15 protein-coding genes and 1 pseudogene are annotated in these 15,403 nt (G+C 72.7%); 8 read left to right on the forward strand and 8 right to left on the reverse strand.

Annotated elements, in window-relative coordinates; all coding sequences use genetic code 11:
• Nucleotides 1-42 precede the first annotated feature (42 nt).
• Nucleotides 43-1,020, forward strand: coding sequence for a zinc-binding dehydrogenase (locus JWN97_RS00870; protein WP_297616712.1), 978 nt, complete (start codon nt 43-45; stop codon nt 1,018-1,020).
• 10 nt (nt 1,021-1,030) lie between these two features.
• On the opposite strand, the gene JWN97_RS00875 is transcribed toward JWN97_RS00870, so the two are convergent.
• From JWN97_RS00875 to JWN97_RS00900, 6 genes are all read right to left on the reverse strand, one after another.
• Nucleotides 1,031-1,885: a universal stress protein gene (locus tag JWN97_RS00875; RefSeq protein WP_297616715.1), complete on the reverse strand. Its 855-nt coding sequence runs from the start codon at nt 1,883-1,885 to the stop codon at nt 1,031-1,033.
• A gap of 80 nt (nt 1,886-1,965) precedes the next feature.
• Nucleotides 1,966-2,289 (reverse strand): putative quinol monooxygenase, encoded by a 324-nt coding sequence (locus JWN97_RS00880; RefSeq protein WP_297616719.1) that lies wholly within the window; start codon nt 2,287-2,289, stop codon nt 1,966-1,968.
• Between the two features lie 11 nt (nt 2,290-2,300).
• Entirely contained in the window at nt 2,301-2,519 is a 219-nt protein-coding gene (locus tag JWN97_RS00885) for a hypothetical protein (protein WP_297616721.1), read from the reverse strand.
• Between the two features lie 11 nt (nt 2,520-2,530).
• Nucleotides 2,531-3,565, reverse strand: coding sequence for an NAD(P)-dependent alcohol dehydrogenase (locus tag JWN97_RS00890; protein WP_297616724.1), 1,035 nt, complete (start codon nt 3,563-3,565; stop codon nt 2,531-2,533).
• Nucleotides 3,562-4,371 (reverse strand): iron-sulfur cluster assembly protein, encoded by an 810-nt coding sequence (locus tag JWN97_RS00895; protein ID WP_297616727.1) that lies wholly within the window; start codon nt 4,369-4,371, stop codon nt 3,562-3,564. The genes JWN97_RS00890 and JWN97_RS00895 overlap by 4 nt, the downstream gene beginning before the upstream one ends.
• A 2-nt stretch (nt 4,372-4,373) precedes the next feature.
• On the reverse strand, nt 4,374-5,417 hold the full coding sequence (locus tag JWN97_RS00900) for an amidohydrolase family protein (protein WP_297616730.1): 1,044 nt from the start codon (nt 5,415-5,417) through the stop codon (nt 4,374-4,376).
• A 180-nt stretch (nt 5,418-5,597) separates the two neighbouring features.
• Here JWN97_RS00900 and JWN97_RS00905 point away from each other — a divergent pair, with 180 nt between their 5' ends.
• The 6 genes from JWN97_RS00905 (at nt 5,598) to JWN97_RS00930 (ending at nt 13,383) form a co-directional block, all read left to right on the forward strand.
• Nucleotides 5,598-7,130, forward strand: a complete 1,533-nt coding sequence (locus JWN97_RS00905; protein ID WP_297616733.1) for a helix-turn-helix domain-containing protein — start codon at nt 5,598-5,600, stop codon at nt 7,128-7,130.
• A 108-nt stretch (nt 7,131-7,238) separates the two neighbouring features.
• On the forward strand, nt 7,239-9,317 hold the full coding sequence (locus JWN97_RS00910) for a catalase (RefSeq protein ID WP_297616736.1): 2,079 nt from the start codon (nt 7,239-7,241) through the stop codon (nt 9,315-9,317).
• Nucleotides 9,310-10,344 carry an acyl-CoA dehydrogenase family protein gene (locus JWN97_RS00915; RefSeq protein ID WP_297616739.1) on the forward strand — a complete coding sequence of 345 codons (1,035 nt, stop codon included), beginning with the start codon at nt 9,310-9,312 and terminating at the stop codon, nt 10,342-10,344. The genes JWN97_RS00910 and JWN97_RS00915 overlap by 8 nt, the downstream gene beginning before the upstream one ends.
• Nucleotides 10,341-11,657, forward strand: a complete 1,317-nt coding sequence (locus JWN97_RS00920; RefSeq protein ID WP_297616742.1) for a bifunctional PIG-L family deacetylase/class I SAM-dependent methyltransferase — start codon at nt 10,341-10,343, stop codon at nt 11,655-11,657. The genes JWN97_RS00915 and JWN97_RS00920 overlap by 4 nt, the downstream gene beginning before the upstream one ends.
• A complete protein-coding gene (locus tag JWN97_RS00925) occupies nt 11,654-12,358 on the forward strand; it encodes a glycosyltransferase (RefSeq protein WP_297616752.1) in 705 nt (234 codons plus the stop codon). Before JWN97_RS00920 ends, JWN97_RS00925 begins: the two co-directional genes overlap by 4 nt.
• Nucleotides 12,359-12,387: 29 nt before the next feature.
• Nucleotides 12,388-13,383, forward strand: coding sequence for a 5'-3' exonuclease H3TH domain-containing protein (locus JWN97_RS00930; protein WP_297616755.1), 996 nt, complete (start codon nt 12,388-12,390; stop codon nt 13,381-13,383).
• Between the two features lie 3 nt (nt 13,384-13,386).
• On the opposite strand, the gene JWN97_RS00935 is transcribed toward JWN97_RS00930, so the two are convergent.
• Complete coding sequence (locus tag JWN97_RS00935) at nt 13,387-14,055, reverse strand: GPP34 family phosphoprotein (RefSeq protein ID WP_297616758.1); 669 nt, start codon at nt 14,053-14,055, stop codon at nt 13,387-13,389.
• A gap of 9 nt (nt 14,056-14,064) precedes the next feature.
• Entirely contained in the window at nt 14,065-14,679 is a 615-nt protein-coding gene (locus tag JWN97_RS00940) for a hypothetical protein (RefSeq protein ID WP_297616761.1), read from the reverse strand.
• Nucleotides 14,680-15,018: 339 nt separating this feature from the next.
• On the opposite strand from JWN97_RS00940, the pseudogene JWN97_RS00945 reads away from it, so the two are divergent.
• A pseudogene (locus JWN97_RS00945) lies at nt 15,019-15,403 on the forward strand (HNH endonuclease); the annotation flags it as partial.

Raw genomic sequence — 15,403 nt, forward strand, 5'->3', positions numbered from 1 at the left:
GTTTGACTGGCGGGTGGCCCAGCAGTCGACGGAAGGCACCCCATGCGCGCACTCGTCCAGAACAGCTTCGGCGACCCGTCCGAGGTCCTCACGGTCCAAGAGGTCCCCGATCCCCGGCCCGGCCCCGGCCAGGCCCTCGTGCGGGTCCTGCTGTCCCCCATCCACAACCACGACCTCTGGACCGTGCGCGGCAGCTACGGCTTCAAGCCGGAGATGCCGGCCCGTGCCGGCACCGAGGCGGTCGGTGTCGTCGAGGCGCTCGGCGAGGGCGTCACGGGACTCGAGGTGGGTCAGCGGGTCGCGACCGGCGGCACCTTCGGTGCGTGGGCCGAGCTGATCGTCGCGCCCGCCGCCGCGCTCGTTCCCGTCCCCGAGGGACTGGGCGACGAGGCCGCCGCCCAGCTGGTCTCGATGCCGTTCAGCGCCATCGCCCTGCTCGACTTCCTGGAGGTCTCCGAGGGCGACTGGATCGTCCAGAACGCCGCCAACGGCGCGGTCGGGCGCCTCGTCGCCCAGCTGGCCGCGGCCCGCGGCGTCCACGTGCTCGGACTCGTACGCCGTGCCGCGGGCGTCGACGAGCTCCGGGAGGAGGGCATCGAGCAGATCGTCGCGACCGACGACGACGGCTGGCGCGACCGCGTACGCGAGATCGTGGGCGAGGCGCCTCTCGTGGCCGGCGTCGACTCCGTCGGGGGCGCTGCCGCGGGCGACGTGGTCTCCCTGCTGGCCGACGACGGCGTCCTGGTGGTCTTCGGCGCGATGGCCTCCCCCACGCTGGAGATCGGGTCGGGCGACGTGATCTTCAAGCAGGTCGTGATCAAGGGCTTCTGGGGCAGCAAGGTCTTCGCGGCCATGCCGGCGGAGAAGCGCGGCGCCCTCATGGGCGAGCTCGTCGCGGGCATCGGCTCGGGGGCGCTGACGCTCCCGGTCGAGAAGGTCTACCCCCTCGAGGAGATCGCCGACGCGGCGCGGGCGAACTTCGAGCCGGGTCGCCGGGGCAAGGTGCTGCTGCGTCCCTGACCTGCGACCGTCAGCGGACGACGGCGACCGGGCAGGACGCCCCGTGCAGGACCGCCTGGCTGACGGAGCCGAGCAGCATCCCGCTGAAGAAGCCGAGCCCCCGGGATCCGACGACGACCAGGGAGGCGCCGGCCGAGGCGTCCACGAGGCACTGGGCCGGTGCGACCGCGACGACCTCGTGCTCGAGGCGTACGTCGGGGTGGTCCTCCTGGACACCGGCGATGCTCTCGGCGAGGAGGAGCTCGTGCTCCTCGGTGTCCACGCTGCGCGGTTTGGTGCTCCACACGTCGGTGGACGGCGCCCGGACGTGCCAGCCGTGGATCGCCACGACGGTCTCGCGGGTGACCTCGGCCCTGCGGCAGGCGTACTCGAGCGCGGCCATGCTGGACTGCGAGCCGTCGATGCCGACCACGATGCGGCGGGCCCGGACGTCGCGCGCCTCGCGCACGACCACGACGGGACAGGTCGCGTGGCGGGCGAGGTGCTGGCTCACCGAGCCGAGGAGGGCCTCCTCGACCCGACCGTGGCCGCGGCTGCCGACCACGACGCTCGACGACGATGCGGCGGCCCGCAGGAGCTCGTCGACGACGTGCCCGGATCGCTGCTCCGCGATCACGTGACCGACACCGGCGTCGGCGAGGGTCTTCTGGGCCTGCTCCAGCAACCCGGCCGCGTCGAGGACGAAGCCGTCCGTGACCACGCCCATGCCGGAGACCCCGCCCCAGATGGGCGGCAGCACCTCGTTGACCACCATCACGCGGACGGGAGCGGCGGTGCGCACCGACTCCGCGGCCGCCCACAGGAGGGCGCGCTGGGCGTCGGGAGAGCCGTCGAAGGGCACGAGGACGGGAAGTGTGGTCGTCATGCCTCCAGCGTGGCGCCGACGACTCCCGCACAGCAGAGGCGATGGTCCCGCGGTGGCGGGACGAGGGTCCCGCCGGGCGGTCAGTCGACCGAGAGCTCACCCAGCTCGGACCAGTCCGACTGGTCGACGGACTGGCTGACGATCTTCGGCGTGGCGCTGAGGTACTGCGGCAGCTCCTGCGTCGCCGTACGGAAGTGCTCCGAGCCGACGTGGGCAGCGCCGGCCGCGTCGTCGCGGAAGGCCTCGACGAGGACGTACTCGTTGCGGTCGTCCAGGCTGCGCGACCAGTCGAACCACAGGCAGCCCTCCTCGGCGCGCGTGGCCTCGGTGAAGGCGCGGGAGATCTCCGGCCACGCCTCGGCGTGCTCGGGGCGGACGGGGAACTTGGCGGTGATGAAGATCAAGGGAACTCTCCTCAGGTGGCCGGAGTGGCGTCGCGGGCGGGCGCGGGTGCACGTCCGTCGACGGCCGACTGGATCTGGGCGCCCAGCCTCTCCGAGACGATACCGAGCAGCGCCCCGGCCACGATCGCGACCAGGACGCCACTGAGGTCGAAGGCGGTGCCGAAGAAGACGGCCGCGGCGAGGACGCCGACGGAGATCCCGATACCGAGGAGTGGCTTGATCCCGTTCATGGTCCTGCTCTTCAGGGGGTGAGGATCGCGCGGCCGCGCACGCGGCCGGCGTCGAGGTCCGAGATGGCCGTCTGGAAGTCGTCCAGCGCGTACTTCTGCGTGTGCAGGGTCACCGCGCCGCGCGCCGCGAGGGCCATGAGGTCGCACAGGTCGTTGTAGGACCCGACGAGGTTGCCGATGATGTTCTTCTCGGCCGAGATCAGGTCGATCGTCGGGACGTCGATGTTCTCGCCGTAGCCCACCACGTGGTAGTCGCCGGCCTCGCGTGTCATGGCGAGGCCCTCCGCGGTCGAGCCGCCCTCGCCGACGAAGTCGATGACGACCTCGGCACCCGCGCCGCGGGTGATCTCCAGGACCTCCTCCACCTGACTGCCCTCCGCCACCACACCGTGGTCGGCGCCGATCGAGACGGCCAGCTCGAGCGCCTCGGGATTGCGGTCCACGACGACCAGCTGCGCGGGCGAGAGGGCCTTCATCACCTGGATGCCGATGTGCCCGAGGCCACCGGCGCCGATCACGACGCACGTGTCGCGCGGGGTCAGCCGTCGGGCCGCCTTCGCGGCCGCGTGGTAGGCCGTCAGCCCGGCGTCGGCCAGGGCTGCCACGTCCGCGGGCTCGAGCGCGTCGTCGATCGGGACGACGCTGCGCGCCGAGGTCTTCAGGTACTCGGCGTAGCCGCCCGCAGTGTCGATGCCGGGGAACAGGCTGTTCTCGCAGTGCACGTCGTCGCCGGTGCGGCAGGCCCGGCACAGCCCGCACGTGATGAGCGGGTGCACGATCACCTTGTCGCCCTCGCGCACGTTGGTCACCGCGGACCCGACGGCGTGCACCCAGCCGGCGTTCTCGTGCCCGATCGTGTAGGGCAGCGTGACGCCGGACTTCTCCGCCCACTGCCCCTCGAGGATGTGCAGGTCGGTGCGGCACACGCCGGCACCGCCGATCCGGACGATGACGTCGAACGGCCCCGTGACCTCGGGGACGTCGACCTCGCGCATCTCGAGGTCCTGGTGGTAGCCGACGACCTGGACGGCTCGCATGGTGCTCATGGGGTGGGCTCCTCGGTGGATCGGGTCAGCAGCGAGCTGACGGGGATGAAGGTGGGGTCGTAGGACGCGTCGGCCGGCTCGGCGCCGTCGCCGCGGTGGACCTGGTCGGTGTCGGACCCGGGGTAGCGGGTGCGGAGCAGGCCCCGGCAGAAGTGGGCGTTGCCGTCGATCGAGATCCGGGTCGACCTGGCCCGGCGCACCGCGAGGGGTACGTCGTCGGGCGAGGCGCCGGTGTGGTCGACGAGCACGCGTGCCGACCGGTCGAGCGGCAGCCCCATCGCGGCCCGGCGACGCAGCAGCGCGTCGGTGTGTTCCCCGGGCGCGAGGTCGCCGACGGTGACGTCGACCAGGGACTCCACGTCCCGCTCCGGCTGGGCGCGCAGCAGCGCGGTGAGGCAGCGCTCCATGGCCGCCGTGTGCGCCTTGCGCCGGAAGGTGGCCCGGAGGTCCTCGAGGTCCTTGTCCGCCTCCGAGCCGAAGGTGCCGCGGTAGCCGGCGTCGGCAGCCAGCCCCGCATTGATCTTGTCGGAGTCGTGGTGGTCGTCGAGCTGCACCACCACCGTGCGGGTCCAGTCGAGCGCGACCAGGACGTCCTTGGAGTCCGCCGCCATCAGGTAGGCGAAGTTGGGCGAGCAGAACGAGGTTGGCAGGCGCAGGTGCACCTCCACCCCGCCGGCCTCGTCGATCGCCACGCTGCGCACGAAGCCCAGGTCGGTGATCGGCTCGTCGAGCTCCGGGTCGAGGACCGCTCCCAGTGCGGTGCGGACCGCGTCGGCGTACGACGTCGGCGTGGCGGTGAGCGTCATGCTCACACCGCCGCCAGGTCGGCGGCATCGGGCTGGCGCGGGCCGGTCTCGGTCTCGTCCGCCTCCGGGAGCTGCAGCTCTGCCGGCACCTCGATGTCGTACATCTTCGCCGCGTTGAGGCCGAGGATCTTCTTCTTCTGCGCCGTGGTGATCGGGGCGTACTCGGTCAGGTCCTCGGGGATCTGGAAGTCCACGAACGCCTCGACGAGCCACCGGGGCGTCCACAACGCGTAGTCGGAGGAGAACTGGATGCGGTCCTCGCCGATCCAGTAGAGGAGCTCCCCCATGATCTGCGCGAAGTAGCGCGGCCGGGTGTGCATGAAGGGCATCGCCACGGCCAGGCCGCCGTGGACGTTGGGCTCCTGGGTGGCTATCCAGCAGAAGTCCTCGAGCCGGGGCAGGCCGACGTGCTCGACGACGAAGGTGAGATCGGTGAAGTCGGTCGCGACGTGGTCGACGTCCGCGACGTCGAAGGAGTCGCGGTCGAGCGGTCGGATGGTCGGGCCCTTGTGGATGTGGATGTTGGTGATGCCGACCTCGCGGCACACCTCGAGGTAGCGGTAGGACCAGGGGTCGTCGAGCCGCCAGCCGCGGGAGTCGCCGTGCCACTCGGCGGTGTAGAGCTTCACGCCCTTCAGGCCGAACCGCTCGGCGTCCGCGCGCAGCTGGTCGAGGCCCGCCTCACCGTTGCGGGGGTCGAAGTTGTGGTTGTAGGTGAGCTTCCCGGGGTGCTGGCTGGCCAGCGCCCACGCCTCCTCGGTCTGGCCGAAGCCGCGGTGGTAGAACTCGCCGAGGTGAGCCGGCTGGAAGATCGCGTGGTCGACGTAGCCGTCCTCGAAGAGGTCCTTCATCAGGCGCTCGCCGCCCTGGTAGAGGTAGTCCTCCTTCGTCCAGACCTCCGACTCGGGCGAGAGGTTGCGGTGGTAGTCGTAGAAGCAGTCGATGAACTGCTGGCCGTGGATGTTCTTGATGTTCTCGGGCCTGGCGTCCCACAGGGCGATGTGGGCGTCGACGATGAAGTAGCTCTCGCCGTCCTTGGTGTACATGGGACCTCCGGAGTCGAGTGACGGTCGTCACGGTGCGATGAACGCGACGCTAGGCCCGTCCCAGCGCTCCGGCACCCGTGCGGACGTCCCACTTTGGGATCCGGGGCCGTCCCAATTTGAGACATGCGGGGCAGGTCGGGCCCCCAGCGCGGATGTAACGTCTGACACAGAACGAAGGGGGTGAGCCCCGTGTCCGAGCCGGTCCTCCCGGAGCGCGCTCGCCGGCACCGCGAGATGCAGCGCGCGATGCCCGGTGCGCCCCACTCGGGCGCCCCCGCGCGACTCTCCGACCGCCTCGTCGCCTCCTGGCAGCGCAGCGAGGAGTACGGCGTCCCGCTGGACGACATCGACCCGTCGTTCGTCGGCACCGTGGACGCCGAGTCGCTCTTCTTCGAGTGCGGTCGCGAGGTGCTCACCGGCCTGCACCGGACGCTGGTCAACGAGCCGGTGTCGCTGATGCTCACCGACGCGGACGGGCTCGTGCTCAACCGGATGAGCGGCGACACCGCGCTGCTCCGCGCCCTCGACGCGGTGCACCTCGCGCCCGGCTTCGCCTACGCCGAGCGCGCGGTGGGCACCAACGGCCTGGGCCTGGCCATCGCCGACCGGGTCCCCACGGTCGTCAGGGCCGAGGAGCACTACGCGCTCAGCCTCTGCACCTACACGTGCGCGGCCGTCCCCGTCCTCGATCCGATCAGCGGGCAGCTCGAGGGCTGCATCAACCTCACGACCTGGTCCGCCCAGTCGAGCGACCTGCTGCTCGCCCTCGCGCAGTCGGCGGCCAGCAACACCTCCACGCTGATGCTCGCGCGGTCGCGGGGCCAACGTCCCCGACCGGCGCAGCGAGGTGAGGTCTTCCGCGTGGAGACACCGCGGCTGGAGCCGGGCTCCGGCACGCTCACCACGCTGGGACCGGCCTGGGCGGACGCGCGTGCGCTGGCCGAGGGCTCGATCGCCGACGGTCGGATCGTGGCGGCGGTCGGCGAGGACGGCAGCGGGCGCGCCACGCTGCTGGCGCAGGCGCTACGCCACGCCTACCCGCGCGAGCGCATCCTCGCAGCCTCCCCGCCCGCTCCGCAGGACAGCGAGGCGTGGATCGGGCTCTGGACCCCGGAGCTCGGCAAGCCCGACACGGGCATCCTCGTGCGCGACGTCGACCGACTGCCGACCTGGGTCGCCGAGCACATCCGCGACCTGGTGGTGCAGGCCCGGGCGCGCGCCGCGGCCGGGCTGGGTGTGCCGTTCGGCATGACGGCGAGCCGCTTCGAGGCCATCCCGCCCGCGCTCGCCGCGTTGGTCGACACCGTCGTCGCCGTGGCGCCGCTGCGGGAGCGACCGGAGGACGTCATGCCGCTGGCGCGCCACGTCGGACGTCGCGTCAGAGGCCGTGACGTGTCGATCAGCGGGCCCGCCGAGACCGCCCTGCGCGGTTGCGGCTGGCCGGGCAACGTCCGGCAGGTCACCGACGTCGTGACCCGTGCGGCGCGCCACGGCGACACCCTCGACGTACGCCACCTGTCCGCCGACATCCTCTCCGGCTCGTCACGCCGCCTGACCCGCATCGAGGCGTTCGAGCGCGACGAGATCGTCCGCGTCCTCACCCGGCCCGGCATCTCCATGCAGGAGGCCGGCGAGGAGCTCGGGATGAGCCGGTCGACCGTCTACCGCAAGCTCGCCCAGTACGACATCCACGTCCCGCGAGCCGGTTCCTGACGGTCCTCCCAGCCCTTCGGAGGTGACCGCCGCGAAGGCCGCGCACCTAACGTCGGACCTCCGAACCTCCGGCGCACCCCAGCGCCCAGCACCCTCCTTGGGAGAGCGATGCCGAACAAGCGACCGAGCACGACCACGCCGGACCAGCGCGGCGAGGGCGACGAGCTCCACCAGGGCGTCAAGCGCGGCGAGCGCATGACCACCGCGACGGGCACGCCGCTGGGCGACGGGCAGAACTCGCTCAAGGTCGGCGACCGCGGACCCACCCTGCTCGAGGACTTCGCGTTCCGCGACAAGATGTTCCACTTCGACCACGAGCGGATCCCGGAGCGGGTCGTGCACGCGCGCGGCTACAGCGCGCACGGGACCCTCGAGTGCCTCGACGCCATCCCCGACCTCACGCGCGCGGCGCCCTTCCAGTCCAGGGGCAAGAAGACCGAGGCCTTCGTCCGGTTCTCCACCGTGGCCGGCAACATGGGCTCCCCCGACCTCGCCCGCGACGTGCGCGGCTTCGCGGTCAAGATGTACACCGAGGAGGGCAACTGGGACCTCGTCGGCAACAACATCCCGGTCTTCTTCATCCAGGACGCGACGAAGTTCCCCGACCTCGTCCACGCGGTCAAGGAGGAGCAGGACCGCGGCTGGCCGCAGGCGGCCTCGGCCCACGACACGTTCTGGGACTTCGTGTCGCTGATGCCCGAGTCGACCCACATGCTGCTCTGGGCGATGAGCGACCGCGCGATCCCGCGCTCGTTCCGCTTCATGGAGGGCTTCGGCGTCCACACCTACCGGTTCGTCAACGCCGACGGCGACGACACCTTCGTCAAGTTCCACTGGAAGCCGCGCCAGGGCATGCAGTCGGTGGTGTGGAACGAGGCGCTCAAGATCAACGGCGCCGACCCCGACTTCCACCGACGCGACCTCTATGCCGCGATCGACAGCGGCGACCTCCCGCAGTGGGACCTCGGCGTCCAGGTCTTCGACGAGGCGTTCGCCGACGAGTTCGACTTCGACGTCCTCGATGCCACCAAGATCATTCCCGAGGAGGTGCTGCCGGTGCGGGTCATCGCACGGCTCACCCTCGACCGGGTGGTCGACAACATGTTCGCCGAGAACGAGCAGGTCGCCTTCGGCACCCACAACGTGATCCCCGGCATCGACTTCAGCAACGACCCGCTGCTCCAGGGGCGCAACTTCTCCTACCTCGACACGCAGCTCAAGCGGCTGGGCAGCACCAACTTCACCCAGCTGCCGGTCAACGCTCCCCGCTGCCCGGTCCGGCACTTCCAGCGCGACGGCCACATGCAGACCGATCCCCAGATCGGGCGCGGCAACTACGAGCCCAACTCGCTGACCGGCGACGACCGCGGACCCCGCGCCGACGTCGTGCAGGGCTACCAGAGCGTCATGCGGCAGGAGTCGGGGCCGACCCGGCGGCTCCGGGCGGCGTCGTTCGCCGACCACTACAGCCAGGCCCGCCAGTTCTTCCTCAGCCAGACCGAGGTCGAGCAGGGCCACATCGTCGACGCGTTCTCCTTCGAGCTCGCCAAGGTGGAGGACCCGAGGATCCGCACCCGGATGCTCGCCAACCTGCGCAACGTCCACGAGGACCTCGCGCAGCGCGTGGCCGACAAGCTGGCGATGCCGCTGCCCGAGGCGGCCGAGGCCGCCGTGCCGACGCGCACCGACCTGCCCGAGTCGCCCGCGCTCAGCATCCTGCTCAACGGGCCGGAGTCCTTCGCGGGCCGCAAGCTCGGAGTGCTGGTGACCAACGGCAGCGACAAGGCCGTGGTCAAGGCGGTGGCCTCCGCCTTCGAGGGAGCCGGTGCGGTCGTGGAGTACGTCGCCCCGGCGATCGGTCCGGTCAAGCTCAGGGGCGGCGGCACCCTGACCCCCGACCACGCCATCGACGGTGGTCCTTCGGTGCTCTTCGACGCGGTGGCCCTGCTGCCGTCCGCCGACGGCGCGAGCGACCTCGCCGGTCGCGCGAGCGCGCAGGACTTCGTGAGCGACGCCTTCGCCCACCACAAGCTCGTCGGGCTGGGCGCGGATGCGGGCGCGCTGCTCGCCGCGGCGGGCGTGGAGCCGGACGAGGGGTTCCTCGACCTCGCCTCGGCCGACGACGCCGACGTCTTCGTCACCCGCTGCGCCTCCCTGCGGTTCTGGGATCGCGACGTCCGTGCCTGACGCCGGGCCCGTGCTGCTCGGCGTCCCGACGGACGCCGAGCGGAGCGAGCTCGCGGACCTCGTCGACCGCGCCCGCGAGGCGGCGGGCGACGTGCCGGCCGCCCTCGCGCTCGCGGGGGTCGTGGGCGAGCAGCTGCCGACGCCCGGTGACGGGCGCACGAGTCACCTCTGGTCGGCCCTGGCGAGCGTCGCCGCGGTCGACCTCACCGTGGCGCGCACCCTGGAGCCGCACCTCGACGCCCTCGCGATCCTCGACCAGGCGGGAGTCGCCGTCGAGGCCGGCACCTGGGGTGTCTTCGCCGCCGAGGGGCCGGGCGAGCCGTTGCGCGCCGAGCGCAGCGGGACGGCGTACGTCCTCGACGGGCGCAAGCACTGGTGCTCGCTCGCCGGCGTGCTGGACCGGGCGCTGATCAGCGCCCGCGTCGGGGAGGACCGACAGCTCTTCGCCGTCGACCTGACCCAGCCCGGCGTCACCGCAGTGCCGGGCACCTGGGCCGCGCGCGGCCTCGCTGCGGTCGACTCGGGCCCGATGGACTTCGCGGCCGTGCCGGCCGGCGCCGTGGGCGAGCCGGGGTGGTACCTCGAGCGTCCGGGCTTCGCCTGGGGCGGCATCGGGGTCGCCGCCGTCTGGTTCGGCGGCGCCGTCGGCGTGGCCCGACGGATGCTGGCCGCGAGCGCCACCCGCCCACCCGACCAGGTGGCACTCATGCACCTCGGTGCCGTCGACGCCGCGCTGCACGCCGCGCGCTGCGTCCTCGAGCAGGCGGCGTACGCCGTCGACGACGGGGACCTGCGCGGTGCCGACGGCTGGCGCACGGCGCTCCGCGTGCGCGAGGTCGTCGCGCTGGCCGCCGAGGACGTGCTCCGCCGCGCCGCCCACGGCCTCGGCCCCGGACCGCTCGCCACCGACGAGGAGCACGCCCGCCGGGTGGCCGACCTCGAGCTCTACCTGCGCCAGTGGCACGCCGAGCGCGACCAGGCCGCCCTGGGGCAGGACCTCACCCGTCCCGGTGCGAGCGGGTGGTGACCGGACCCGAGTTCCGCCACGATCGGCCCGGCACGCCCGCCGCCGCGTGGACGGACACGCTCGCCCGCCGCACGCTCGCACCCCTGCAGCTGCCGGCCTCACGCAGCCGGCTCGTGGTCGTCGGCGCCCATCCCGACGACGAGACCCTCGGTGCGGGTGGTCTGATCCGCAGCGCCGCCCTCGCGGGGTGGCGCGTCGAGGTCGTCACGGCGACGGCCGGGGAGGGGTCGCACCCCCACTCCCCCTCGCACACGCCCCAGCAGCTCGCTGACGTCCGCCGGGCCGAGCTGCGCGCCGCCATCACCGGGCTCGCCCCGGAGGCGACCGTGACGTGCCTCGACCTGCCCGACGGCGACGTCGCGTCGCACGCCACCGAGCTGGTCGCGGCCCTCGTCGCCGCCATCGGCACCGACGGGGCCGACGTGCTCCTGTGTGCGCCGTGGCGCCGTGACGGGCACCCCGACCACGAGGCGGTCGGGCGGGCGGCCGCCGTCGCCGCCGCACGGACCGATGCCCGGCTGCTGGAGTACCCCGTGTGGCTCTGGCACTGGGGCACGGAGGACGACCTGCCGTGGGACCGGGCCACCCGGCTGCCCCTGGATGCGGCCGACCTGGCCGCGAAGCGGGCGGCGGTGGCCGCGCACGCCAGCCAGGTCGGCCCCCTCTCGGACGCGGCCGGCGACGAGGTCCTGCTGGACGACGACCTGCTCGCCCACTTCGAGCGCGACGAGCTCTTCATCGCCTGCGAGGACAGGGTCGACGACGACGCGTTGGACGTCGTCCACCGCGAGCGACCCGACCCCTGGCAGGTCGACTCCTTCTACGAGCGCCGCAAGCGCGCACTCACCCTCGCGAGCCTGCCGCGCGAGCACTACGGCCGGGCCCTCGAGGTCGGGTGCTCCGTCGGCGCGCTGGCCGTCGACCTGGCCGGACGCTGCGACCACCTGCTCGCCCTGGACGCCAGCGAGACCGCGATCGACCTCGCCCGCCGGCGTACGGCCGGGGTGGAGACCGTCGACGTACGACGGGCGCGCGTGCCGGCCGAGTGGCCGGACGGGCGCTTCGACCTGGTGTCGATCTCGGAGGTCGGCTACTTCCTGAGCCCCCGCGAGCTCGGCGAGGTCGTCGGGCTCGCCCTCCGCGCGCTCACCGACGACGGGCACCTGCTGCTGTGCCACTGGCGCCACCAGCCGGTCGGCTGGCCCCTCGCGGGCCCCGCCGTCCACGACGCCTTCCTGGCCACCGGCGCACCTGTGCTCGTCGAGCACCAGGAGACCGACTTCCTGCTGCACGTGCTGGGTCGTCCCTCGTGACCGGGCCGACGGCGCTCGCCGTCGTGGTCCCCGTCCGCGACGAGGAGGAGCTCCTGCCGGCATGCCTCGACTCGGTCGCCGACGCCGTGGCGGCACTCGCGCAGGCACACCCCGAGATCCCGACGCGGGTCTTCGTCGTGCTCGACGCCTGCCAGGACGGCTCGGCGCAGGTGGTGGCCGCTCGCCCTGAGGTCTCGGCCGTCGTCGCGCAGGCCGGCAACGTGGGTGTCGCGCGGGCCCTCGGTGTGGCCGCAGCGGCCGACTGGGTCGCCACCACCGGCTCCGGCCCGGGCTCGCTCTGGGTGGCCAACACCGACGGCGACAGCGTCGTCCCCCGCCACTGGCTGCTCGCCCAGGTGCGGATGGCCCGCACGGGCCGCCGTCTCGTCGTGGGCACCGTCCGGCCCCGGCCAGGTGACCTCACCGAGGACGAGCTCGCCCGGTGGCTCGAGCGGCACAGCGCCGCGGACGGGCACGAGCACATCCACGGCGCGAACCTCGGGTTCTCGTGGGAGGCCTACGAGTCGGTCGGCGGCTTCGCCCCGATCGCCGCGCACGAGGACGTCGAGCTCGTCGGCGCCCTGCGTCGTGCCGGCGTCGACTGGGTCGCGACCGGTGGGATCGCGGTGACGACGTCGGGCCGCCGGGTGGCGCGCGCCCCTGACGGCTTCGCCCGCTACCTCGAGGACATGGGTGCCTGAGGTCCCCGTCTAGGCTGGCGGCGATCGCCATGACCCAGACCGACACGCGCGACCGCAGGCTCCTCCTCGTGGTCGACGCCCCCTCGCTGCTGCACCGCAACCACCACGCGCGGGCGCACACCGGCCTGCGCGACCGCGCGGGGCGGCCGATCTGGGCGCTGCACGGGATGCTGCGCCAGATCCTCGAGTCGATCGACACGATCGGCCCGGACGCGGTGATCTTCGGGCTCGACGACCGGACCTCGTCCGTGCGCCGCGATGCCTATCCCGACTACAAGGCAGGCCGCGCCGAGAAGGACGCCGAGCTCGTCGACCAGCTCGACCGCGCCGGCGCCCTGCTCGACGCGCTCGGGCTCGCCACCCTGACCCCGCCCGGGCTGGAGGCCGACGACGTCAACGCCTCGGGGGCGACGTGGGCGACGGCGAACGGCTGGAACTGCGTCATCATCACCTCCGACCGCGACGCCTTCGCCCACATCAGCGGCCACACCCAGGTGCTGCGCCTCATCGACGGGGGCATCCACGGCTCCCCGATGCTCAACCCGGCACGGCTCTTCAACATGTACGGCGTCCGCGCGGCCAACTACCTCGCCTTCGCCGCGATGCGCGGCGACTCCAGCGACAACCTGCCCGGCGTCCAGGGCATCGGCGAGAAGACGGCGGCGATCCTGCTCGACGTCGCCGGCTCGATGGCTGCGGCGTGGTCCGACATCGACCACAACGAGGGACGGGCGCTGGCCGAGGCGCTCGACGATTGGGCGGCCGAGACCGGTGGCCGCCGCCTCGGCGCGACCGTCGTACGACGTCTGCGGGCCGACGGCGCGCGCGAGCGCTACGACTTCAACGTGCGGATGATGTCGGGGCAGGACGACCTCGACCTCGGGCTCACCCCCGACGTGCCGGGCTCGCGCGGGCTGCTGCCGCTGGACCTGGACCGGGTGACCAAGGTGGTCGGGTTCCTCGACAACGACTTCACGACCGACCTCGCGGTGCGCGTGCTGACCGGTCGGCCGGCCTCCGGCTGAGCCTCAGCCGGAGCTGCCGCCGGCGGCGATCGCGGGCATGATCGCGGCCGTCATGATCGCCGCATTCATCGCGGCCACCGCCTTGGCGACGACCTCGCCGGCCTTGACCTCCGTGCTGACCTGCTCGATGCGCCGCTTGAGGTCGCGGCGCCCGAGCGTCCCCTTCTCGTCGTCGAGGACCTTCGGCGCGACGCCGAGGCCCTGGAGGATCGCCAGCAGCGTCGCGTCCTCGGGCTGCGGGGTGCCGCCCTGCAGCACCACGCGCAGCTGCTCACGCGTACGCCGCTCCGGCTCGGGGTCGAGCACGGGGTACTTCGCCGGGACCAGGCCGAGGGCGCGCTTCTCCTCGACGTCGATCACCCCGGCAGCGGCCAGCGCCGCCGCGACCTGCTGCTCGACCGCCAGCTTGCGGTCGGTCACCAGGGACGACAGCTTCTTGCCGTCGCGCTCCTCGAGCCGGCTCATCGCGGCGTCGAGCGCGGGGTGCCCGGGCGGGCCCGGCCGGAGGACAGTCATCCGCGGGTCCTTGTCGTCGCTGAGCGTGATCCGCTCGGCGAGCACGAGGTCGGTGACGATCGCGGCCGCGATGCCGTAGCCGCGCTGGGCGGACATGCACTCGGGCTTGCCGTCGTCACGACGCAGGAGCAGGAAGAGCTGTTCGGCGATCAGCATGCCGCCAGCCTAGGCAGCATCCCCGCCGGGGGGATCCGTCGCTTGGTGGAGATCGACCCGCAACATCCGGGCCGCGAGGTCCACCGCCGGGCCGAGGAGGAAGATCACCGCGAGGGTGCCGACACCCACCGTCGCGCCGAGCAGCCACCCGCCGATCGCTCCCCCGCCCTGGACGACGCTGTAGCTCCACTTGAAGGCCACCGGCGGGTCCCAGGCCAGCGCCGCCGCCTCGGCCGGCCCGGCACCGGTGTGGCTGCCGAGGTAGAGCGCGATCCCGAGCGCGAGGACGGGGAAGGCGGCGGCGAGCAGGACTGCGCGCCACGCCAGGTGGTCGGGGGTCGTCATGAGCCCGAGGACCACGTCGACCACCACCCCGACGAGGACGACCTGCACGACCGTGCCGATGCCGGGGTAGACCTTGCGGAACATGGCCAGGGCCACCAGCACCACGCCGACGACGAGGTTGGCGATCCAGAAGGCGGCCCCGGTGCTCAGCGTGATGCCGTTGACGAACGTGGAGTAGCCGTCGGAGCCCAGGTCGGCCGTGAGCAGCATCGCCACCCCCGTGCCGAGCACGACGCAACCGATCAGGAGCATCGCCGTACGGCGGGCGCTGGGGATCACGGCGCCAGCATGTCAGGGGTGTTGCGGCCGCCCGAAATGGCCGACCCCGGCCCACGCCTGCTGCTGGTTGAGCAGGTCGCGCCGCCACCCATCGCTGGTTGAGCAGGTCGCGCAGCGACCGTGTCGAAACCCCCCCAGCCGGCTCGACCAGATCTTGATCGTTCCTCCACGACTCGCCCCTGGAGGAGTGTCGCACCATTCTCATATAATCGAACACGTGATCGAGACGAGTGAAGCAGGACTAGGAGTGGGAGCCGGGTCGACGACGACCTCAGCCCTGCCGCCCTGCTCGCCCTCGCTCGTGACCGCAAGGCCGCCGAGGACCGTGCCGCGGCTGACGTGCTCGCCCTCGCCGCGCGGTGGGCCGACCTCCACCCGCCGGACTCCATCCACTCCGCCGCGACCTTCACGTTCGGCGGCGGTCTCGGTCGCGAGCACGAGGAACCGATCGCCGGCATCGGCTGCCCCGCGGCGGCGGAGTTCTGCGTCGCCGAACTCGGGTCGGTCCTCGGCATCACCTCGGTGTCGGCGAAGCGGCTCATCGGACACGCCCTCGAGTTGCGGCATCGGTTGCCCCGGCTGTGGGCGCAGGTCCATGCCGGTGCCGTTCCTTCTTGGCGTGCGCGGCTCGTCGCCGAAGCCACCATCCACGCCACCCCGTCCCTCACTCCGGAGGCCGCCGGGTGGGTCGACGCCCAGGTCGCCGCCGTGGCCGCGAAGATCG

It is taken from the genome of Nocardioides sp. (assembly GCF_025965415.1).
GTDB lineage: Bacteria > Actinomycetota > Actinomycetes > Propionibacteriales > Nocardioidaceae > Nocardioides.

What these genes read in the sequence shown, in the direction of transcription:
- JWN97_RS00870 (WP_297616712.1), top strand. Translation starts at nt 43, where the DNA reads ATGCGCGCACTCGTCCAGAACAGCTTCGGCGACCCGTCCGAGGTCCTC.
- JWN97_RS00875 (WP_297616715.1), bottom strand. Translation starts at nt 1,885, where the DNA reads ATGACGACCACACTTCCCGTCCTCGTGCCCTTCGACGGCTCTCCCGAC.
- JWN97_RS00885 (WP_297616721.1), bottom strand. Translation starts at nt 2,519, where the DNA reads ATGAACGGGATCAAGCCACTCCTCGGTATCGGGATCTCCGTCGGCGTC.
- JWN97_RS00890 (WP_297616724.1), bottom strand. Translation starts at nt 3,565, where the DNA reads ATGAGCACCATGCGAGCCGTCCAGGTCGTCGGCTACCACCAGGACCTC.
- JWN97_RS00895 (WP_297616727.1), bottom strand. Translation starts at nt 4,371, where the DNA reads ATGACGCTCACCGCCACGCCGACGTCGTACGCCGACGCGGTCCGCACC.
- JWN97_RS00900 (WP_297616730.1), bottom strand. Translation starts at nt 5,417, where the DNA reads ATGTACACCAAGGACGGCGAGAGCTACTTCATCGTCGACGCCCACATC.
- JWN97_RS00910 (WP_297616736.1), top strand. Translation starts at nt 7,239, where the DNA reads ATGCCGAACAAGCGACCGAGCACGACCACGCCGGACCAGCGCGGCGAG.
- JWN97_RS00930 (WP_297616755.1), top strand. Translation starts at nt 12,388, where the DNA reads ATGACCCAGACCGACACGCGCGACCGCAGGCTCCTCCTCGTGGTCGAC.
- JWN97_RS00935 (WP_297616758.1), bottom strand. Translation starts at nt 14,055, where the DNA reads ATGCTGATCGCCGAACAGCTCTTCCTGCTCCTGCGTCGTGACGACGGC.